Here is a 20,630-nt window from a genome sequence, read left to right on the forward strand (position 1 = left end):
TACCGGCGAAGAGGACGTCACTACGAGCCTTCGCCAAACCAAGCCCTGTGGTTATGGGTCCCGGACTTCGCCGGGACGACGCTGGGATGATACTTCACGCCTTGAAATACGCGATCTGCGTGGTCGTCGCGAGCAGCCTTCCGTTCGGCGACCACAGCTCGGCGTTCTGGTCGGCGTAGCTCTTGTGCATGATCTTTGAATCTGCGGTCGCCAGCACGCGGGTGATGTCCTCGGCCGCGAGCTCTTCGCTGTCGGTGTGGAAATAGGTCGTCAGCGACACCGTGCCGAACGGCACCAGCTCGCGCCGCGCGTGGAAGATGCGGCCGAAGAAGGCGTCCGACATCGACATCAGCGACAGCATGTCGAGCTTGCGCGGCGTGCGGTCGGTGATCCAGATTTTCGAATAGGTGCCGGCGAGCTCGGACTTGGGCGGGCCGATCCGCATCTCGCCCTCGACGAAGCGGAATTCATACTGGTTGGCCCAGGACGCCGCGATCTTCGGGAACGGCATCGTCTCTTCGAACGGCTTTGCATCCGGATATTGCGCCACCCTGTGCTCCCAGGACGGCCGGCGTTCGGCGAATACGGCGGTGGCGAGCGTTGCGACCTCGCCGCCGCCTTGCGACAGTTCGACGCTCCAGTGCTGGCTGGAGCGGTTGGCCTTCACCAGCCGCACGTCTAGATCGAACGGCCCCTTCGCGATCGGCGCGCAGTAATTGACGGTGAGCGCCAGCGGATCGCCGGCACGTTCCGGATGCTCGATCAGCGCGCGCAGGATAGTCGCAGCCGTGACGCCGCCGAACGGGCCGACAAAGGCCCAGTAATCGTCGCTGGTGTGTCCCTGCCAGCTCGAGTCGCCGGCGGTGACGCGGGTGGCGTCGTCGAAAGGGTGCGGGAGTTTGGCGTGCATCGTTCAATCCGGCTTCCAATGACGGACGTCATATCACGTCCGCCGCCGGCTTGTGCAATTACCTCGTGGGTAACCGATTTCACCTCGCGGAAATTCAGCCCGCGACGTCGCGCAGGCCAGGCAGCAGCGGCGTGGTCGGATTGACCGGCACGTTCCAGATCTCCTCGGCATATTCGCGGATGGTGCGGTCGGACGAGAACCATGCCATGCGCGCGACGTTGAGGATCGAGGCGCGGGTCCAGGCCGGCGCCACCTGCCAGCGCGCATCGACGCTGCGCTGCGCCTCGTAATAGGAATCGAAGTCCGCGCTGACCATGTAATGGTCGAGATAACGCAGCGCGTGCGCGATCGATTCGAAGCGGCCGGGATCGCCGGGCGAGAACTCGCCGACACCGATCGCGTTGATGGCGCGCTGGAGCTTTGGCGAATTGCGGATCACGTCGGAGGCGTCCAGCCCCTGTTTGCGCCGGATCATCACGTCACCGGCTTCCATGCCGAAGATCGCGATGTTCTCCGCGCCGACATGGTCGCGGATCTCGATGTTGGCGCCGTCGAGCGTGCCGATGGTGAGGGCGCCGTTGAGCGACAGCTTCATGTTGCCGGTGCCGGAGGCTTCCATGCCGGCCGTCGAGATCTGCTCGGAGAGGTCGGCCGCGGGAATGATCACTTCGGCGAGGCTGACATTGTAGTCGGGCAGGAACACGACCTTGAGCTTGCCGCCGATGGCGGGGTCGTTGTTGACGACTTCCGCAACGTCGTTGATCAGCTTGATGATCAGCTTGGCGTAGCGGTAGCTCGCCGCGGCCTTGCCCGCAAAAATCTTCACCCGCGGCACCCAATTGCCGTTGGGATCGTCCTTGATCGCCTGGTACAGCGCGACGGTCTCGATGACGTTGAGGAGCTGGCGCTTGTATTCGTGGATGCGCTTGATCTGCACGTCGAACAGCGCGGTCGGATCGACCTTGATGCCGAGCCGCTCGCCGATCAGGCGCGCCAGCGCCGTCTTGTTGTGAAGCTTGACTGCGCGGAACCTCTTCTGGAATTCGACGTCGCTGGCGCGGGCTTCGATCAGGCTGAGCTGCGTCGGATCGTCGAGCACGGCATCGCCGCAGGTCTCGCGCAATAGATCGGTCAGCTTGGGGTTCGCCAGCATCAGCCAGCGGCGGAAGGTGATGCCGTTGGTCTTGTTGGTGATGCGGCCGGGATAGAGATGGTTGAGATCGTGGAACACGGTCTCGCGCATCAGGTCCGAATGCATCGCGGAGACGCCGTTGATGCGGTGCGAGCCGACGAAGGCGAGCTGACCCATGCGCACGCGCCGCCCGCTCCTCTCGTCGATCAGCGAGACCGAGGCGCGAAAGTCGATGTCGCCGGGGGCGCGCGCCTCTGCGAGCGCGAGATGCTGCACGTTGATGCGGTAGATGATCTCGAGATGCCGCGGCAACAGCCGTTCGAACAGCTCGACCGGCCAGGTCTCCAGCGCCTCGGGCAGCAGCGTGTGATTGGTGTAGGACAGCGTGGCGACCGTGATCTTCCAGGCCTCGTCCCAGCGGAAATTGTGATCGTCGATCAGGATCCGCATCAGCTCGGTGACGGCGAGGCTCGGATGGGTGTCGTTGAGCTGCACCGCGACCTTGCTCGACAGGCTGCGGAGCTGGCCGTCCGACGCAAGGTGCCGCTTGATCAGATCCTGCAGCGAAGCCGAGACGAAGAAATATTCCTGGCGCAGGCGCAGCTCGCGACCCGCCGGGCTCTCGTCGTTCGGGTAGAGGAATTTGCAGATGGCTTCGGCGCGCGACTGCTCGGCGCTGGCGCTGACATAATCGCCGGTGTTGAACGCATCGAGCTTCAACGGATCGGGCGAGCGCGCCGACCACAGCCGCAGCGCGTTAACGTGCTGGCCGCGCCAGCCGACGATCGGCGTGTCATAGGCCATCGCCTGCACGGTCTCGGACGGATGCCAGATCGCGCGATCGCGGCCCTTGTCTTCGACATGCTCGACACCGCCGCCGAAGCGAATGTCATAGATCACTTCGGGCCGCTGCAATTCCCAGGGGTTGCCGAAGCCCAGCCATTCGTCTGGATATTCCTGCTGCCAGCCCTGATTGATGATCTGGCGGAACAGGCCGTAATCATAGCGGATGCCGTAGCCGATCGCGGGGATCGACAGCGTCGCCATGCTTTCCATGAAGCAGGCGGCGAGACGGCCCAAGCCGCCATTGCCGAGCGCCGCGTCCGGCTCGCATTTGCGCAGCTCCGGCAAGGAGACGCCGAGATCGCCGAGCGCGACCTCGAAGATCTTCAGCAGCCCCATATTGTTCAGCGCGTCGCTGAACAGGCGGCCGATCAGGAATTCGAGCGAGAGATAGTAGACGCGCTTGCGCCCCGCATCGTAGCTGTGTTTCTCGGCCGTGAGCCAGCGATGCACGATGCGGTCGCGCAGCGCCAACGCGGCGGCCTGGTACCAGTCGTGCTTGGTCGCCATGCCCGCATCCTTGCCGATGGCAAGGCGCAGCTTCGCCAGGATCGCACCCTTGATCTCAGCCAGCGCGAGTTCGTCGATGGGCTGGTTGGGGGCGGGGAAATTGGGCTGGAACGATGAATCTTGCAAAGTCGTCACTTCCTGGTCGCGAGAACACTACTGACCCTACGCATCTTGCCTCTGTACCGGAACCATTGCTGGTGCGACCGTGCACTGCGCTGGCGTAAAATTATGCAAGGAACGGGCCGATTTGGGAACCCGGACGCATACGGGGAAACGTGGATTAGGTGCTAGAATGGCGGCCAATTCAGCCATCAGTGTGGAGGAGACGTCCATGAAAGCTCTGATGAGACCTGTGATGCGACGGCTGATCGAAATCGCCGCGGCCACCTTCCTCGTCGTCTGCATCACCGCCTCCAGCGCCGCCTTCGCCGCCGGCAAGATCGGCCGCAGCGCCGACGGCCTGAGCTGCGCCGTGTCGCTCCCGCAAAACGCATCGCCCGCCGCGCGCTGCGCCGCCATCAAGCGCCAATGCGGCGGCAAGTTTTATGCGAGCGCGTGTGGGGATAGGTTGATGTCGGCGATGTGAGGACGATCGCGCGCTACAAAAACGGTGTCGTCCCGGCGAAGGCTCCCACTCAAATGTCGTCCTGGCGAAAGCCAGGACCCATTACCCCGACTTCAGAGGAGGCCCGACCGGTCATTCCAGTCGGGATTCTCCTCCTCGATCAGCTTGATCTTCCAATCCCGCTTCCAGAACTTCAATTGCTTCTCGCGCGCGATAGCTTCCTGCGGAGTGGCAAATACTTCGACGTGCACCAGGCGGAAGATCTTGTATTTCAGAACGAACTTCGAACCCCGACCCGAACGGTGCAGCTCAAACCGCGCGCGGATGTCGTTGGTGATTCCGATATAGATCGTCCCGTGGTGGCGGCTTGCGAGGATGTAGACGAAGTAGCTGCTCATGGCCCAACCTCGCAAAAAGCAACGCTGACCGGGGTAATGGGTCCTGGCTTTCGCCAGAACGACGCTCTCATCCAACGCGCCGGCATCAGAACAAATTAAGAACACTTTAGCAAGTCTTTGATATATCATTGTGATTCGGCGTGTTGCCGACACAATATCTAGCGTCCGCCAGACTCTGCGAGGACTACATGTCCACCATTGCCTTCGATCAATTTGCCCTCACCAGGATCGCCGATTTCGCGCGCTCGCTGTCGCGGCTGCATCAGGCGGCGCGGCGCTACGCGGTCGACGACGACCAGTTCGACCGCGAGTTCAACGCGGTGTGCCAGTCGATCTGGGGCTACACCATCGACGACGTCAGCGACGATCTGTTTTCGTCGGAGGACCATCTGTTCCTCGACACGCTGGACGAAGCGCATGCGCGCATCTTCGCCGCGGAGCAGGGGTATGACCTCGTCGACGATCAGGGCATGCTCACCGACTGGTGGGGTTTTTGTTGGATGATCCTGGCCGAGAAGCGCGGCCTGCTCACGGCAGACAACCGCGCCGCCGCGCGCGCAGCGATCGAGGAGAAATATCTGGCGGCGCCGAACGTGATCGGCGTGATCATCGGAAGGTGATCCACCATCCTCCGTCATTGCGAGGAGCTCTTGCGACGAAGCAATCCAGAGTGCCTCCACGGAAGCAGACTGGATTGCTTCGCTTCGCTCGCAATGACGGCTTGCTACAGACGAGCCCGAGCTACTCCAGCCCAGCCCGCTTCGCCGGCTTCTGCGTTTTCGGCACCGTCACGTCGGGCAGAGTCTCGCGCACGATCTCCGCGGCGGAGCCATCCGCCGCCACCGTCTCGGCGCGCACCGGCGCCACCTTCATCTCGCCGAGTCGCGCGCGGACCTGCGCGGTGAGACCGGGATAGGAGGCGACGGGGGTGAAGTCCGCGGTCTGGTCGTTGCCGACGCGGATGCCGGTATAGGCGACGAGACCGTCGCTGGTGGCGATCACGTCGCCGGGTTTTAGCGACGAGTCCAGCGCCAGATCGACCGGAGCAAGTCCGACCGGCTCGCGGCCATTGCAGGTGCAGTCGGCGCGCAGCGCCTTGCGATAGGCGAACGCGTTCTCGCTGTCGGCATAGCGCTCGCCTGTCTGCGACGCGGCGCCGTCGATCGAGGAGCCGAAATAGATCTTGGTGGCGCTCGCAGGACAGAAGGCCTGACACATCTGCGCGGGCGAGGTGAGACCGCGCATCAGCGGAAAATATTTGCCGTCGCAGCTGCGCACGCAGAACGCCGGTCCCGAGCCGCCGGCCGCGGCCGAACGCGTCGGCGGCACGTATTGCGGGGATGCGGCATTCTGCTGGCCGGTGAAGGGGTCGGCGTAGGAGCTCGCCTGCTGCGGCACCTCACGCTGCGGCCGCTGCTGCTGCATTCCGCCGAAGAAGAAGTCGAACAGGCCTTCGGCCGAAACCGGGGCCGGAGCCGCAAGCAGCGGTGCTGCCAGTGTGGCGGCTACGAGCATCGCGCGACGCCGCCGGCGCGCATGGGACATGACTGTACGCAAACGCTTACTCCACCCGACGCTAACCAACCGGCCGGGACCATCAGGTCTCAGCACATGATTCACCATAAGGCGGGATGGTAAATGAGCGGTTGAGGGGGGAGGTCTTAGCGCGGACTCTCGTGCCCCGGACGCAGCGCAGCGCTCCTTGAGCGGTGCGCTGCAGAGCCGGGGCCTATGTCGATGGGGGAGCAAGGCCAGGTCCCGGTTCTGCGGCGCATCGTTACACGCTGCGCCGCGCCCGGGACACGAGAAGTATCAAGCCTTCAAGAACTCCGAGGCCCTGTACAGCGAGCGGAATGGCAGGCCGGCCGCGCCGAAGGTGTCGTCGGCGCCTTCCTCGCGGTCGACCATGGTCAGCACCAGCACCACTTCAGCGCCGGTCTCGCGCACCGCTTCCACCGCCTTCATCGCCGAGCCCCCGGTGGTGGTGACATCCTCCACGATCACGACGCGCTTGCCCTCCAGCGTCTCGCCCCTGGGCAGCCCCTCGATCGCGAGCTTCGCGCCATGCTCCTTCGGCTTCTTGCGCACGAAGAAGGCCGCGATGGGATGGCCCTTGATCCAGGAGATCTGCGCCAGCGCGCCGGCCAGCGGCACCGCGCCCATCTCGAGCCCGCCGATGAAATCGAGATTGTCGTCCTTCAGCGCCTCATAGGTCAGCTCGGCGAGCAGAGTCGCCCCCTCCGGGTCGAGCATGGTCGGCTTGAGGTTGAAATAGAAGTCGCTCTTGCGGCCCGACGCGAGCGTCACCTCGCCGCGGCCGAAGGAGCGCCGGCGGATGATCTCGAACAGGCGGGCGCGGGAGGCTGATTTAGACACGGCGGGCCCTCGGGAGCGTTTTTGGAAGTGGCGGAATTTATCCGCGACGGCCCCGACATTCCAGAGGGGGCTTCCCCCGTCAACAGGGATCGGCCATCCCGGCCCGCCGGTTGTGGGGGTGCAACGTTCTGGAGTAGGTGGATGCCGGATATCCCCGGGAAGGAAATGCGAATAATGACCATCGAGCTGCACACCTGGAACACGCCGAACGGCCGCAAGATCTCGGTTGCGCTGGAGGAGATGGGGCTGCCCTACAAGGTGATCCCGGTGAATATCAGCAAGGGCGAACAGATGGCGCCGGAGTTCCTGAAACTCTCGCCCAACAACAAGATCCCCGCGATCCTCGATCCCGAGGGGCCGGACGGCAAGCCCGTCAGCATCTTCGAGTCGGGCGCGATCCTGCTTTATCTCAGCGAAAAGACCGGCAAATTCCTGCCGAAATCGCTTTCGGGCCGCATCCCCGTCTATGAATGGCTGATGTGGCAGATGGGCGGTTTCGGGCCGATGCCGGGCCAGGTGCACCATTTCATCGCGCTCGAGAACGAGCAGGACCGCGCCTACGGCCTCAAGCGCTACATGGCGGAGACGCGCCGGCTCTACGGCGTCCTCGACCGCCGGCTGGAGGCCCGCGACTTCGTCGCCGGCGAGCTCTCGGTTGCTGATTTTGCCATCCTGGGCTGGGCCTGGCGTCACCCTCGCCACAAGGTTGACCTAACTGACTTTCCCAATGTGAAGCGCTGGTACGAGGCCCTGATGGCACGCCCGGCGGTGAAGCGGGGCATGGAGGCGAAGCTGGATTAGTTTCTCAGCTTCCGCATCGCGTGCCCCGGACGCAGTGCAGCGCGCAAGCGGTGCACTGCAGAGCCGGGGCCCATGCGGCGACGACACTGGGTCCCGGCTCTGCGCAGCACCGCAAGAGCGCTGCAGCGCGTCCGGGACACGAGCGCGTGGTTCGCGGCGTCGGCTACACCTTCCGCGCCTCGACCGCCATCCGCACCGCAAGCCCCGCCAGCACCGTGCCCATCAGCCAGCGCTGCACCAGCATCCAGCTTGGCCGGCTTGCGAGAAACAGCGCGATCGATCCTGCCGCGAGCGCGATCATGGCGTTCACGCTGACGCTGATCGCGATCTGGATCGCGCCGAGCACCACAGACTGCGCCAGCAGGCTGCCGGCGGCGGGATCGATGAACTGCGGCAGCAGCGCGAGGTAAAGCATTGCGATCTTCGGGTTGAGCAGATTGGTGACGAAGCCCATTGCGAACAATTTGCGCGGGCTGTCGATCGCAAGCTGCTTCACCTGGAACGGCGAGCGCCCGCCCGGCTTCACCGCCTGCCAAGCCAGCCACAATAGATAACCGGCGCCGGCAAAGCGCAGCGCGTCGTAGGCGAAGGGAACGGCGAGCAGCAGCGCCGTGATGCCGAACGCAGCGCACAGCATGTAGAACACGAAGCCGAGGGCCACGCCGCCGAGCGAGACGATGCCCGCCACTGGGCCCTGCGTGATCGAACGCGAGATCAGGTAGATCATGTTCGGCCCGGGCGTGAGCACGAGGCCGAGGCAGACGAGGGCGAAGCCGAGCAGGGCGGAGGTGTGGGGCATAGCTGAACCGGCGCGGGAGATGGCACGATCTTAGTATGCGAGGCCTCGCCGTGCCATCGCACAATTGCACGGAGGACAATTCGATTCGCCGCCGCGCGCTCGGTGCGCTCCCTCGCCCCGTTCTTACGGGGAGAGGGTTGGGGTGAGGGGCTCTCTCCACACATGAGATGGCCGTGGTACCTGTACCCCCTCACCCGGATCGCAAGAGCGATCCGACCTCTCCCCGCAAGCGGGGTGAGGTAAGAAAAAAATCAATGCGCCTCGTCCCAATTGTTCGCCGCGCGTGCATCGACGTGCAGCGGCACCGAGAGCAGCACGGCCGGGAACGGCGCGTCCTGCATCACGTGCTGCACGACGGGGAGCGTGGCCTCGACCTCCGCGTCCGGCACCTCGAAGATCAATTCGTCATGCACCTGCAGCAGCATCTGCGCAGACAGTTTCTTCAGGACCAGGGCGTCCTCCATCCGCGTCATGGCGCGGCGGATGATGTCGGCGGCGGTGCCCTGGAGCCGGGCGTTGATCGCGGCGCGCTCGTTGAAGGCGCGCACCGAGGCGTTCGAGGCCTTGATGTCGGGATAGTACATCTTCCGTCCGAACAGCGTGGTGACGTAGCCGTGGTTCCGGCAGAAGTCGCGCGTCTCGTCCATGTAGGCGCGGATGCCGGGGAAGCGCTCGAAGTATTTCTTGATGTAGGCGGAGGCCTCTTCGCGCGCGATGCCGAGCTGGTTGGCGAGGCCGAACGCCGAAATGCCGTAGATGATGCCGAAATTGATCGCCTTGGCGCGGCGCCGGATTTCGCTCGGCATGCCCTTGATGGGCACGCCGAACATTTCCGATGCCGTCATGGCGTGAATGTCGAGGCCATCGCGGAAGGCCTGCTGCAGCACCGGGATGTCGGCGATCTCGGCGAGCAGCCGTAGCTCGATCTGCGAATAGTCGGCGGAGACCAGCTTGTGCCCCGGCGTTGCGATGAAGGCGCGGCGGATTTTTCTGCCGTCCTCGGTGCGCACCGGAATGTTCTGCAAATTCGGCTCGTTCGACGACAGCCGGCCCGTCGTGGTGGCGGCCAGTGCGTAGGTCGTGTGGACGCGGTGGGTCTGGGCATTCACGTAGGTCGGCAGCGCATCGGTGTAAGTCGATTTGAGCTTCGAGACCTGGCGCCACTCCAGAATTTTCTTCGGGAGGTCGTGGCCCTGCTCGGCGAGCTCGTCGAGCACCTGAGCGGTGGTGGACCACGCGCCGGTCTTGGTCTTGGTTCCGCCGGACAGTCCCATCTTGCCGAACAGGATGTCGCCGATCTGCTTCGGGCTGCCGACATTGACCGGCTCGCCCGCGATCTGCTGGATCTCGGCCTCGACGCGCGCCGCGGTCTGGGCGAAGTCGCCGGAGAGGCGCGACAGCACCTGGCGGTCGATCGAGATGCCGCGCCGCTCCATCCGCGCGAGCACCGATACCAGGGGCCGTTCCAGCGTCTCGTAGACTGTGGTCATGTGCTCGGCGACGAGGCGTGGCTTCAGCACGCGCCAGACGCGCAAGGTCACGTCGGCGCCTTCCGCCGATAGCGGCGCGGCCTTGTCGACCGGCACCTGGTCGAACGTGATCTTGCCCTTGCCGCTGCCGAGCAGCTCGCCCTCCTTGAGCATGGCGTGGCCGAACCAGCGCTCGGACAGCTGCTCTAGCGCGTGCGAGCCGCGGCCGGCGTCGAGCACGTAGGAGATCAGCTGCGCATCGTCGGTGTTGCGCAGTGTGATGCCGTGCTGCGCCAGCATCACCGCGGTGAATTTGACGTCGAAGCCGATCTTGAGAATGCCTGGTGATTCCAGTACCGGCCGCAGCGCCTCGATCGCCTCGGCATGCTTGACCTGGTCGGGCGCGAGGCCCGCGTCGAACAGGCCGGCACCGCCACCGGACTGCTTGTGCGCCAGCGGCACGTAACACGCATCGTTGGGCGCCAGTGCGAGCGCGATGCCGCAGAGATCGGCCTGCATCGGGTCGATCGAGTTTCCCCGGATTTCGACCGCGACATGGCCGGCATCATGGATGCGCGCGATGAACGCGTTCAATTCCGCGAGCGTCTTGATGGCCTGGTACTTGCTGCGATCGACCGGAAGCTTGCGCAAAGCCTCTTCGCGTGCGGCGGCGAGAGAAATCGGCGCGCCCTTCGGGCTCGCGGCCTTGTCCTCCTTGCTCGCCGATGCATTGCGCTGGCCGGCCGCAATTTGCGCCGGCGCGCCGGTTCCCGCGGCCGGCACGACGTCCGAAGGCGGCAGCGGCGAGAAGACGCTGGCACCGCTGGCATAGCCCGGATCGGCATCGACGTTGGCCGGATCGATCTGCGAGAACTCAGCGACGCGGCGCGTCAGCGTGGAAAATTCCATCGCCTTCAGGAAAGCGATCAGCTTGCGCGCATCGGGTTCGTGGACGGCGAGATCGTCCAGCGGGACTTCGAGGTCGACCTTATCGTCGAGCAAGACGAGCTGCCGCGAGATGCGCGCCTTCTCGGCGTTCTCGATCAGCGCCTCGCGCCGCTTCGGCTGCTTGATCTCGGTGGCGCGGAACAGCAGCTGCTCGAGATCGCCATATTCAACGATCAACTGCGCGGCGGTCTTGATGCCGATGCCGGGCACGCCAGGAACGTTGTCGGTGGAATCGCCGGCCAGCGCCTGCACTTCCACCACCTTCACCGGCGGCACACCAAACTTCTCGATCACCTCGGGGATGCCGATGCGACGGTCCTTCATGGTGTCGTACATGGTGACGCAATCGGTGACGAGCTGCATCAGGTCCTTGTCGGAGGACACGATTGTCGCGCTCGCGCCGCGCTCGCAGGCTTGCCGCACATAGGTCGCTATCAGATCGTCGGCCTCGAAGCCGACCTGTTCCAGGCAGGGCAGGTCGAAGGCGCGCACCGCCTCGCGGATCAGCGCGAATTGCGGGATCAGATCGTCCGGGGCCGGCGCCCGGTGCGCTTTGTACTCAGGATAGATCTTGTTGCGGAAGGTGATTTCCGACTTGTCGAAGATGATCGCCAGATGCGTCGGCCGGTTGTCCTCGGGCATCTCGCGCAACAGCTTCCACAGCATGTTGCAGAAACCGAGCACGGCATTGACCTGCAAGCCGTCGGACTTGCGGTTCATCGGCGGCAGCGCGTGATAGGCGCGGAAGATGTAGCCGGAACCGTCGACCAGGAAGACATGGTCGCCCTTGCCGGCCGCTTTCGCGGCGACGGGCTTGGCAGCAGCTGTCGCCGCAGCGGGCTTGGTTTCGGCGGCCTTGGGCGCGGCAGCCTTGGTGTCAGCTTGGGCGGTGGTCTTTGGGGAGCTCTTGGGCATGGCCGCAATGTATGAATTTTTGCGGGATTTGACAGCCTCGGGAGGTGGATTTTTGGCTTGCGGACGCCGCTATCCCCACTGTCATTCCCCGCATCCCGTCGCTGTCATTCCCCGCGAAAGCGGGGAATCCAGTACGCCGCGGCTTTCCGGCTGAATCACTGACGTCTCGGCGTACTGGGTCGCCCGGTCGAGCCGGGCGACGACAGCGTGCTATTCCGCCGCCTGCAGCACCGGCCCTGTCTTCTTCGGCGCGATCCAGAACGCATCGGGCCGCTCGAACAGGAAATTGCCGCCAAGGCGCAGTGCGACCTGCCAGATCGCGAGCGAGCCGATCACGCCGGCGATGGTCACGATCAGCGATACCGCACCGATGTCGGGAATGATGCCCGTGCGCAATAGCAGCGTCCGTGTCGCGGCCATCGGCAGGAAGAAGGCGAGATAGATCACGATCGAATGCTCGCCGCAGAAGCGGAAGACATTCAGCCATTGCACGCGCGCGAGCAGCGTGCCCATCGTGATGATGGCGCAGGCGCCGGCGAAGCCGAGCACGAGCGATACGAATTTCCATTCGCTGGCCCCGTGCGCAACGAGGCCGGCATTGACCAGCGCCCATGTCGCGAGCGCTGTGAGCGCCCATGCAGGATGATTGCGCGCGCGGTCCGACAGCGCGAACACGTAGGGCGCGAACAGATAGCCCGAATAGAAATAGACGAAGCGTGCGCAGAACTCGTCAATCGCGGTCCATCCGGTTGCGACACGCGCCGTCTCCAGTGCGGCCGCGATGAGCCAGATCGCGGGCGGAGGGACCAGCCGTGTCAGTTTTGTGACGACGAAGAAGATCGGCAGGAGATAGATGAACCACAGCGTGCCGAACGGCTCGACGAAAGATTCCAGATAGAGCAAGCCGGCGTCGCGCCAGCTCGTTTCCGCCGCGAATGCAGGGGCCTTGAAGCCGAACTGGATTGTCACCCAGACGACATAGAAATAGGCGAAATGCACCACCTTGCGGTCGAGATAGGTTCGCCAGTCCCGGTCGATCACCAGTGATAGGAACAGGCCTGAAATCAGGAAGAAATCCGGCATCCGGAACGGCTTTGCGAAGGCCACCAGAACATGCATGAAGCCGGTCTCTCCTGCGGCAAGCTCGACCCCCAGCACCGAATGCATCATCACGACCATGACGATGCAGATGCCCTTGGCGTAATCGACCCAATCGACACGCGCAGCCGCGGGGGCCTTGAGTCCCCCGCTCGCGGCGATTGTGCCTGATGGTGCCATGGTGTCTCTTTTTGAGGCGTGTTCCGCCAGGATCTGCGTGAACGCGGGGCAGTTTGCCGCCTTGCTGCTTACGATTTCTTTACCGGTACAAGTGCTGTGCCGTTTTTTGTACGCGGGCTGTTCCCTCACCCCGGTAAAATGCTAAACCGCCTTGGAATTGCGGTTTCGTTAACCAAGCCAAACAGGGTTTTTCATGCGCATTGCTATGATCGGCACGGGCTATGTGGGACTGGTGTCCGGAGCCTGCTTTGCGGATTTCGGTCACGACGTCGTCTGCGTCGACAAGGACGAGAAAAAAATCGCGGCCCTTCATCGCGGCGAGATCCCGATCTACGAGCCCGGGCTCGAAGAGCTGGTTGCGACCAACGTCAAGGCCAAGCGGCTGGAGTTCACCACCGATTTGTCCAAGCCGGTGGCGGATGCCGACGCTGTCTTCATCGCGGTCGGTACGCCGTCGCGACGCGGCGACGGCCACGCCGATCTGTCCTACGTCTATGCGGCTGCGAAAGAGATCGCGCAGTCGCTGTCCGGCTTCACCGTCGTGGTGACGAAGTCGACCGTGCCGGTCGGCACCGGCGACGAGGTCGAGCGCATCATCCGCGAGACCAACCCCAAAGCCGACGTCGTCGTCGCCTCGAATCCCGAATTCCTGCGCGAGGGCGCGGCGATCCGCGACTTCAAATTCCCCGACCGCATCGTCGTCGGCACCTCCGACGAGCGCGGCCGCAAGGTGATGAGCGACATCTATCGGCCGCTGTCGCTGAACCAGGCACCGTTGATGTTCACGGAACGCCGCACCGCCGAGATGATCAAATACGCCGCCAACGCCTTCCTCGCGACCAAGATCACCTTCATCAACGAGATCGCGGACCTTTCGGAAAAGGTGGGGGCCAACGTGCAGGAGGTCGCGCGCGGCATTGGCCTGGACAACCGTATCGGCACCAAGTTCCTGCATGCCGGCCCGGGCTTCGGCGGCTCGTGCTTTCCGAAGGACACCAAGGCGCTGATCAAGATCGCGCAGGACTACGATGTGAGCCTTCGCATCGTCGAATCCGTGCTCGCGGTCAACGAGAACCGCAAGCGCGCGATGGCGCGAAAAGTGAGCCAGGCGCTCGGCGGCTCGCTGCGCGGCAAGACCGTCGCCGTGCTCGGCCTCACCTTCAAGCCGGATACCGACGACATGCGCGATGCGCCGTCGATCCCGCTGGTCACGGGCCTGATCGACATGGGCGCGAAGGTGAAGGCCTTCGATCCCGTCGGCATGGAGCAGGCCAAGGGTGAGCTGCCCAGCATCACCTATTGCGAGGATGCCTATTCCTGCGCGGAAGGCGCCGATGCGATCGTGATCGTCACCGAATGGGTCCAGTTCCGCGCGCTCGACCTCGACCGGCTGAAAGCGACCATGGCGCAGCCCGTCATCGTCGACTTGCGCAACATCTACCGCCCCGAGGAGATGGCTGCGGCCGGCTTCGTCTATGAGAGCGTTGGACGGCCGCCGGTGCAGGGCTAGCGATCCAACGTCGCAACGATTCCGTCATGGCCGGGCTTGTCCCGGCCATCCACGTCTGTTTTCTAGTGTGACGACGTGGATGCCCGGCGGCTTCCGTGCGCAGACGCGCCTCGCGCTCTTGCCCGGGCATGACGAATGGACAGGCCTTGCCCCGCAGTTTCGACACGCCCCTCCCGATCGATGCCGTGCTCGACGACCTCTCGCGCACGCTGGAGGCGCATCATGCCGCCGTGCTGGTCGCGCCCCCGGGCGCCGGCAAGACCACGCGCGTGCCACTGGCGCTGCTCGATGCCCCCTGGGCCATGGGCAAGAAGATCATCGTGCTGGAGCCACGGCGCATCGCGGCGCGCGCCAGCGCCGACCGCATGGCCAAATCGCTGGGCGAACGCGCCGGCGAGACTGTCGGCTATCGCGTCCGCTTCGGCTCGAGGATATCGCGCGCGACCCGCATCGAGGTGGTGACGGAGGGTATCTTCACCCGCCAGATTCTCGACGATCCCGAGCTGTCGGGAATCGCCGCCGTCCTGTTCGACGAATTCCACGAGCGCTCGCTCGACGCCGACATGGGCCTCGCGCTGGCGCGCGATGCACAAACCGGCCTGCGCGAGGATTTGCGCATCCTCGTGATGTCGGCCACGCTCGATGGCGCCCGCGTGGCAAAATTGCTCGGCGAAGCGCCCGTCGTCGAAAGCGAGGGCCGCGCCTTTCCGGTCGAGACGCGCTATCTCGGCCGCAAGGCGGATGTGCCGGTCGAGCGGCAGATGGCGGACGCGATCGCCTCGGCGCTGCGGGCCGATGCCGGCTCGGTGCTGGCGTTCCTGCCGGGCGCCGCCGAAATCCGCCGCACCCAGAGCCTCCTCGCCGAGCGCGTGCAGGACGCTTCGATCGAGATCGTGCCGCTGTTCGGCGCGCTCGATGCCGCCGTGCAGGATCGTGCCATCTCGCCGGCGCCCAAGGGCACGCGCAAGGTGGTGCTGGCGACCTCGATCGCGGAGACCTCGCTCACCATTGAGGGCGTGCGCATCGTGGTCGATTCCGGTCTTGCCCGCGTGCCGCGCTACGAGCCCGACATCGGCCTGACCCGGCTCGAGACCGTGCGCGTCTCGCGCGCGGCGGCGGACCAGCGCCGCGGCCGCGCTGGCCGCACCGAGCCCGGTGTCTGCTATCGGCTCTGGGACGAACCTCAGACAGCCTCGCTCGCGCCCTACACCCAGCCCGAGATCCTCAGCGCCGATCTGTCCTCGCTGGTGCTCGATCTCGCGCAATGGGGCGTCGCCGATCCTGCCGCACTGTCGTTTCTCGACCCGCCGCCCCAGCCGGCCTGGAAGGAAGCAAAAAGCCTGCTCTCCGAGCTCAACGCGCTCGATGGCGATGGCCGCATCACCGCGGAAGGCAAGAGCCTGCGCGCGCTGGCGCTGCCGCCGCGGCTCGCGCGCATGATCGTGGATTCGCATCGTGCCGGCGAGGGCGAAGCCGCCGCCGAGATCGCTGCCATCATCACCGAGCGCGGGCTCGGCGGCGACAGCGTCGATCTCGAGCACCGGCGGGATCAGTTCCGCCGCGACCGTTCCTCGCGTGCCGCAAGCGCGCGCGACCTCGCGCGGCGCTGGGCCTCGCAGGTGGCGGCGTCAGAGAAGGCGGCGATCGGAGAAGCTGGCCTCTCGACCGGCCTGATGCTGGCCTACGCCTTCCCGGATCGCGTCGCGCGCAACCGCGGCAATGGCAGCTTCGTGCTCGCCAACGGTCGAGGTGCTGCCGTAGATCAAACCTCCTCGCTCGCGCGCGCCCCCTATATCGCGATCGGCGAGATGACAGGCACGGCGGCGAGCGGGCGCATTCTGCTCGCAGCGCAAATCTCGCAGGACGAGATCGAGCGGCATTTCGCCGAGCATATCGAATCCGTCGAGGAGATATCGTTCGATCGCGGCGCGATGGCGCTGCGGGCGCGGCGCAAGCGCGCGCTGCATGCGATCACGCTCTCCGAGGCGACACTCGCCGTATCGCCCTCGGAGGACACCGCGCGCATCTTCGCCGACGGGCTCATTGCCGCCGGCCTCGACCGGCTGCCCTGGTCGAAGGCCGCCAAACAATGGCGCGATCGCGTGATGTTTTTGCGCAAAGCCGAGGGCGACAGCTGGCCCGACCTCTCGGACGACGGGTTGATCACGCGGCGCGACGATTGGCTGGTGCCGGCGCTCTACGACAAGATCGCGCTGAAGGATATCTCCGCTGGCGATCTCTCCGACGCGTTGATCACATTGTTGCCGTGGGAGATGCGCGCGCGGCTCGACCGCGAGGCGCCGACGCATTTCGAGGCGCCGACCGGCAGCGTGCTCGCCATCGACTATGAAGCCGAGCAGGGGCCGACCATCGCGGTACGGCTCCAGGAATTGTTCGGCCTCAACACCCATCCCTCGATCGCCGCCGGCAAGGTGCCGCTGGTGCTGGAACTGCTGTCGCCGGCGCAGCGCCCGGTGCAGGTGACGCGCGATCTCCCCGGTTTCTGGCGCGGCAGCTACAGTGCCGTGCGTTCCGATTTGCGTGGCCGCTACCCGCGCCATCCCTGGCCGGAAGATCCGGCGAATGCGCTGCCGACCCGGCGGGTCAAGCCGCGCGGGACGTGAGGCGGAGTGGGGCTGTTTATCGCGGTAAATGGCGGTTCTGGGTTCGTCGATGAGCTCTCGTTTATGCGCTGCGGAGGCGCTCCGAACGAGCGAAAGCGTCACAGCTCTCAGGATGAGGGTCTCACAAAATTGCATTCTGCCCGGAAATCGCTATTTTCCGCGGCCCGGAGGCCCCTTAGATGTCCGTTATCGATCTTGCCGCGAACCCGAGCGATCTGCGTGCGCTCGCCGAACAATCCAACGCCTGGCCGTTCGAGCAGGCGAAGGCCATTGTCGCGCGGCTGAAGAAAAGCCCGAAGGACGAGGTGCTGTTCGAGACCGGCTACGGGCCATCAGGCCTGCCGCATATCGGCACCTTCGGCGAGGTCGCGCGCACCTCGATGGTGCGGCACGCCTTTCATGTGCTGACCGAGAACAAGATCAAGACCCGCCTGCTCGCGTTCTCCGACGACATGGACGGGTTTCGGAAGGTGCCCGACAACGTCCCCAACAAGGAGATGCTGGCCGCGCATCTCGGCAAGCCGCTGACGCGCGTGCCGGATCCGTTCTCCAACGAGTACCCCTCGTTCGGGCACCACAACAATGCGCGGCTGCGCGCCTTCCTCGATCATTTCGGCTTCGACTACGAGTTCGCGAGCTCGACCGACTATTATACGTCCGGCCGTTTCGACGCGACGCTGCTCAAGATGCTGGCTGCCTACGACAAGGTGATGGCGATCATCCTGCCGACGCTCGGACCCGATCGCCGCGCGACCTATTCGCCGTTCCTGCCCATCAGCAAGACCACGGGCGTCGTGCTGCAAGTGCCGATGATCCGGCGCGACGTTGCAGCCGGCACGGTGACCTATCTCGATCCCGATACCAACCAGGAAGTCGAGACGCCCGTCACCGGCGGCAACGTCAAGTGCCAATGGAAGGCCGACTGGGCGATGCGCTGGGTCGCGCTCGGCGTCGACTACGAGATGGCCGGCAAGGACCTTATCGACTCGGTCAAACTCTCCGGCGCGATCGCGAGGGCGCTCGGCGCCACGCCGCCGGAGGGCTTCAACTATGAGCTCTTCCTCGATGACAAGGGCCAGAAGATCTCGAAGTCGAAGGGCAATGGGCTGACCATCGACGAATGGCTGCGCTACGCCTCGCCGGAATCGCTGTCGCTGTTCATGTACCGCGAGCCGAAGGCGGCCAAGCGGCTGTATTTCGACGTCATCCCGCGCAACGTCGACGACTACCAGCAGTTCATCGACGGCTTTGCCAGGCAGGACGCCAAGCAGCAGCTTGGCAATCCGGTCTGGCACGTTCACAGCGGCCATCCGCCGAAGTTCGACATGCCCGTCACGTTCCAGCTCTTGCTGACGCTGGTGTCGTCGTCGAATGCGGAGAATGCCGAGACGCTGTGGGGTTTCATTGGCCGCTATCGGCCCGGCGTGAGCCCACAGACGCATCCCAAGCTCGACGCGATGGTCGGCTACGCCATCAATTACTATCGCGACTTCGTCGCGCCGACGAAGACGTTCCGCGAACCGACCGAGACCGAGCGCGCGGCGCTGCAGGATTTGCGGGATGCATTATCGCAGCTTCCGCAGGACGCCTCGGCCGAGGACATCCAGAACGTCGTCTACGAGATCGGCCGCCGCGAGCCGTTCCTCGACCAGGTCAAGAAGGGCAAGGACGGCCGTCCCGGCGTGACACTCGACTGGTTCAACATGCTCTACCAGGTGCTGCTCGGCCAGGAAAAGGGCCCGCGCTTCGGCTCCTTTGTCGCGGTGTATGGCGTGCAGAACGCGGTCAACATGATCGACGGCGCGCTGGCGCGGAGTGCGTGAGGCGACCGCTTCCGTTGTAGCGAACTCGTAGCCCGGATGAGCGAAGCGACATCCGGGGTTTTCGTTAGCTAGCCGCACCAGCGGTCCCGGATGTCGCTTTGCTCATCCGGGCTACGGACCTTCAGCCCCCGCTCAGATCGACCGCAGCACGTAGCGCCGGTTGTCCTTCTGCACCGGGCGCGCGTTCATCGGATAGAGCTTTGCGAACGCGGCGACATCGGTGGCCGACACCTGGATCGGGTTGGTCAGCAGCAGCCATTCGACGACCTCCGAACAGGGCGGCGTCGTCAGCGAGCCGGGATAGCGGAAGTAGCTGAGCCTCGTGGGCAGCATGGCGTGGGGATCGATGGTCGTGTCCGCCTTCACCGCGGGGCCTTCCGCGGCCGGCATGGTCTTGACGATCTTGCCGAAGGCCGGGTTCGGCTTGCCCTCGGCCATCAGCACGCCGACCACGGCGAGCCCGCCGGCATCGTTGCGGTGAACGAAATGCGCCTCCATCGGAAAATTCTTGCCGCCGATCATGTGCTCGCTCGGGCGGTGGAAATGCACCTGGAGCAGCTTGTATTTGACGTCGCCGAGCGTGAGCGTGCTGCCCTCGGTGAAGTTGAGCTGGATCGTGTGCCCGTTGTTGACGATGGTGTCGGCGCTCTTGCCCCAGTTCAGCTTCAGCGCGGGCAGTTGCGATTTGACCGTCGCCTCGATGTCGATCGGCGATTGTTGCAGGCCGACCGCGCAGGCCTTGTTGGCCGCGTCGAGATCGCCCCATTTGGCCGGCGCGCCGACGCCCTCATAGCCCCAATGCGCACCTTCGGCGGCGAAGGCCGGCTTGCAGAGCGGACAAAGCGCAAGACCCGCGAGGGCCTTCAATGCGTGACGGCGATTCATCATATTCCCCCTAACATGAACTTGCCCGGCAATAAGTGGCCGCAACCTATGCGAGAGAGACGCTGAGTCGCAAGGCTGCCCGCGGCGAACGCGGCGCGGCTGAAATCATCGCCGGTCACGACGCGCAAGGGAGACGCGATCACTGGATTGCCCACACGATCCGGGCGATCCAACCGACCTCGCTCGCCGCCATCCTGCGCTCGGCCTGGGAGGCATCGAGCGGCTGCAACTCCAGAGCCTTTGTCGTGCGGCGCTTCAGCGTCGCCACCGTCACCTCGCCAGTCTTGGTCTTCACCACCACGCGATCCCCTTTGTGGATCGGCGCGCCGGGCGCGACCAGGATAATGTCGCCGTCGCGATAGGCAGGCGCAAGCGCTTCGCCAGTAATCTGCAGCGCGAAGCTGTGGTTGCCTTCGACGGCGGGAAGGGCAAATTCGATCCAGCCCTTGCCGATGGGAAAGCCGGACTCGTCGAAGGCGCCGCTCACGCCTGCCAGCGCGAAGCGGAGCAGCGGCACCGAGCGGCCGCCGCCTGCCTCGTCGCCGACCAGCCTGGCAAAAATGTCGATCGAGGAATCTGCCGCCGCCAGCGCTTTCGCGATCGATTCGGTCGAGGGCCAGCGCTCGCGGCCGTCGGAGGTGACGCGCTTGGACTTGTTGAAGGTGGTGGGATCGAGTCCGGCGCGTTTGGCGAGGCCCGACGGCGACAGGCCGGCGCGCGCCGCCAGCCGATCCAGTGCACCCCAGATCCGGTCGTGAGTGAGCATTCTCTGCGCTTTGGCCTGCCTGACCATGAAAGGTCCAGCCCGTCGCAACTCAGGAAAACTATCCTCGAATCAACCGGT

16 protein-coding genes are annotated in these 20,630 nt (G+C 64.8%); 6 read left to right on the top strand and 10 right to left on the bottom strand.

Going from position 1 to position 20,630, the window contains the following annotated elements:
• Positions 1-94: 94 nt before the first annotated feature.
• Together AC0L2F_RS08650 and AC0L2F_RS08655 are read right to left on the bottom strand one after the other, a co-directional pair.
• A complete protein-coding gene (locus AC0L2F_RS08650) occupies positions 95-910 on the bottom strand; it encodes an acyl-CoA thioesterase (RefSeq protein ID WP_473248120.1) in 816 nt (271 codons plus the stop codon).
• 94 nt (positions 911-1,004) lie between these two features.
• Positions 1,005-3,521, bottom strand: a complete 2,517-nt coding sequence (locus AC0L2F_RS08655) for a glycogen/starch/alpha-glucan phosphorylase (RefSeq protein ID WP_473248286.1) — start codon at positions 3,519-3,521, stop codon at positions 1,005-1,007.
• A gap of 229 nt (positions 3,522-3,750) precedes the next feature.
• Between AC0L2F_RS08655 and AC0L2F_RS08660 the strand changes: the two genes are divergently transcribed.
• On the top strand, positions 3,751-3,981 hold the full coding sequence (locus AC0L2F_RS08660) for a hypothetical protein (RefSeq protein WP_156526946.1): 231 nt from the start codon (positions 3,751-3,753) through the stop codon (positions 3,979-3,981).
• A 92-nt stretch (positions 3,982-4,073) separates the two neighbouring features.
• On the opposite strand, the gene AC0L2F_RS08665 is transcribed toward AC0L2F_RS08660, so the two are convergent.
• Entirely contained in the window at positions 4,074-4,358 is a 285-nt protein-coding gene (locus AC0L2F_RS08665; protein ID WP_473248121.1) for a GIY-YIG nuclease family protein, read from the bottom strand.
• 188 nt (positions 4,359-4,546) lie between these two features.
• On the opposite strand from AC0L2F_RS08665, the gene AC0L2F_RS08670 reads away from it, so the two are divergent.
• Positions 4,547-4,978 (top strand): hypothetical protein, encoded by a 432-nt coding sequence (locus AC0L2F_RS08670; RefSeq protein WP_007605013.1) that lies wholly within the window; start codon positions 4,547-4,549, stop codon positions 4,976-4,978.
• Positions 4,979-5,099: 121 nt separating this feature from the next.
• Here AC0L2F_RS08670 and AC0L2F_RS08675 read toward each other — a convergent pair whose 3' ends face one another.
• Both AC0L2F_RS08675 and pyrE read right to left on the bottom strand, forming a co-directional pair.
• Positions 5,100-5,873, bottom strand: coding sequence for a DUF2865 domain-containing protein (locus AC0L2F_RS08675; protein ID WP_473248122.1), 774 nt, complete (start codon positions 5,871-5,873; stop codon positions 5,100-5,102).
• Positions 5,874-6,170: 297 nt separating this feature from the next.
• On the bottom strand, positions 6,171-6,734 hold the full coding sequence (pyrE, locus tag AC0L2F_RS08680) for an orotate phosphoribosyltransferase (protein WP_473248123.1): 564 nt from the start codon (positions 6,732-6,734) through the stop codon (positions 6,171-6,173).
• A 174-nt stretch (positions 6,735-6,908) separates the two neighbouring features.
• Between pyrE and AC0L2F_RS08685 the strand changes: the two genes are divergently transcribed.
• Complete coding sequence (locus tag AC0L2F_RS08685) at positions 6,909-7,535, top strand: glutathione S-transferase family protein (protein ID WP_473248124.1); 627 nt, start codon at positions 6,909-6,911, stop codon at positions 7,533-7,535.
• A 163-nt stretch (positions 7,536-7,698) separates the two neighbouring features.
• Here the strand turns inward: AC0L2F_RS08685 and AC0L2F_RS08690 are convergent, their stop codons facing one another.
• From AC0L2F_RS08690 to AC0L2F_RS08700, 3 genes are all read right to left on the bottom strand, one after another.
• Positions 7,699-8,334 carry a LysE family translocator gene (locus AC0L2F_RS08690; protein WP_007605017.1) on the bottom strand — a complete coding sequence of 212 codons (636 nt, stop codon included), beginning with the start codon at positions 8,332-8,334 and terminating at the stop codon, positions 7,699-7,701.
• A gap of 251 nt (positions 8,335-8,585) precedes the next feature.
• Positions 8,586-11,666, bottom strand: coding sequence for a DNA polymerase I (polA, locus tag AC0L2F_RS08695; protein ID WP_473248125.1), 3,081 nt, complete (start codon positions 11,664-11,666; stop codon positions 8,586-8,588).
• Between the two features lie 210 nt (positions 11,667-11,876).
• On the bottom strand, positions 11,877-12,944 hold the full coding sequence (locus tag AC0L2F_RS08700; protein WP_473248126.1) for an acyltransferase family protein: 1,068 nt from the start codon (positions 12,942-12,944) through the stop codon (positions 11,877-11,879).
• A 193-nt stretch (positions 12,945-13,137) separates the two neighbouring features.
• Between AC0L2F_RS08700 and AC0L2F_RS08705 the strand changes: the two genes are divergently transcribed.
• The 3 genes from AC0L2F_RS08705 (at position 13,138) to AC0L2F_RS08715 (ending at position 18,901) form a co-directional block, all read left to right on the top strand.
• Positions 13,138-14,454, top strand: a complete 1,317-nt coding sequence (locus AC0L2F_RS08705) for a UDP-glucose dehydrogenase family protein (protein ID WP_473248127.1) — start codon at positions 13,138-13,140, stop codon at positions 14,452-14,454.
• 146 nt (positions 14,455-14,600) lie between these two features.
• A complete protein-coding gene (gene hrpB, locus AC0L2F_RS08710) occupies positions 14,601-17,078 on the top strand; it encodes an ATP-dependent helicase HrpB (RefSeq protein ID WP_473248128.1) in 2,478 nt (825 codons plus the stop codon).
• A gap of 179 nt (positions 17,079-17,257) precedes the next feature.
• Positions 17,258-18,901, top strand: coding sequence for a lysine--tRNA ligase (locus tag AC0L2F_RS08715; RefSeq protein WP_007605023.1), 1,644 nt, complete (start codon positions 17,258-17,260; stop codon positions 18,899-18,901).
• Positions 18,902-19,033: 132 nt separating this feature from the next.
• Here AC0L2F_RS08715 and AC0L2F_RS08720 read toward each other — a convergent pair whose 3' ends face one another.
• Both AC0L2F_RS08720 and AC0L2F_RS08725 read right to left on the bottom strand, forming a co-directional pair.
• Positions 19,034-19,786 (bottom strand): carbonic anhydrase, encoded by a 753-nt coding sequence (locus AC0L2F_RS08720; RefSeq protein WP_473248287.1) that lies wholly within the window; start codon positions 19,784-19,786, stop codon positions 19,034-19,036.
• Between the two features lie 139 nt (positions 19,787-19,925).
• Positions 19,926-20,579: a S24 family peptidase gene (locus AC0L2F_RS08725; protein ID WP_007605025.1), complete on the bottom strand. Its 654-nt coding sequence runs from the start codon at positions 20,577-20,579 to the stop codon at positions 19,926-19,928.
• Positions 20,580-20,630: the final 51 nt, after the last annotated feature.

The organism is Bradyrhizobium sp. Ken64, assembly GCF_055807555.1.

Bases quoted from the DNA above. Each gene is read 5' to 3' on its own strand.
- AC0L2F_RS08650 (WP_473248120.1), bottom strand. From the start codon at position 910: ATGCACGCCAAACTCCCGCACCCTTTCGACGACGCCACCCGCGTCACC.
- AC0L2F_RS08660 (WP_156526946.1), top strand. From the start codon at position 3,751: ATGCGACGGCTGATCGAAATCGCCGCGGCCACCTTCCTCGTCGTCTGC.
- AC0L2F_RS08665 (WP_473248121.1), bottom strand. From the start codon at position 4,358: ATGAGCAGCTACTTCGTCTACATCCTCGCAAGCCGCCACCACGGGACG.
- AC0L2F_RS08670 (WP_007605013.1), top strand. From the start codon at position 4,547: ATGTCCACCATTGCCTTCGATCAATTTGCCCTCACCAGGATCGCCGAT.
- AC0L2F_RS08675 (WP_473248122.1), bottom strand. From the start codon at position 5,873: ATGCTCGTAGCCGCCACACTGGCAGCACCGCTGCTTGCGGCTCCGGCC.
- AC0L2F_RS08685 (WP_473248124.1), top strand. From the start codon at position 6,909: ATGACCATCGAGCTGCACACCTGGAACACGCCGAACGGCCGCAAGATC.
- AC0L2F_RS08690 (WP_007605017.1), bottom strand. From the start codon at position 8,334: ATGCCCCACACCTCCGCCCTGCTCGGCTTCGCCCTCGTCTGCCTCGGC.
- polA (WP_473248125.1), bottom strand. From the start codon at position 11,666: ATGCCCAAGAGCTCCCCAAAGACCACCGCCCAAGCTGACACCAAGGCT.
- AC0L2F_RS08700 (WP_473248126.1), bottom strand. From the start codon at position 12,944: ATGGCACCATCAGGCACAATCGCCGCGAGCGGGGGACTCAAGGCCCCC.
- AC0L2F_RS08705 (WP_473248127.1), top strand. From the start codon at position 13,138: ATGCGCATTGCTATGATCGGCACGGGCTATGTGGGACTGGTGTCCGGA.
- AC0L2F_RS08715 (WP_007605023.1), top strand. From the start codon at position 17,258: ATGTCCGTTATCGATCTTGCCGCGAACCCGAGCGATCTGCGTGCGCTC.
- AC0L2F_RS08720 (WP_473248287.1), bottom strand. From the start codon at position 19,786: ATGAATCGCCGTCACGCATTGAAGGCCCTCGCGGGTCTTGCGCTTTGT.
- AC0L2F_RS08725 (WP_007605025.1), bottom strand. From the start codon at position 20,579: ATGGTCAGGCAGGCCAAAGCGCAGAGAATGCTCACTCACGACCGGATC.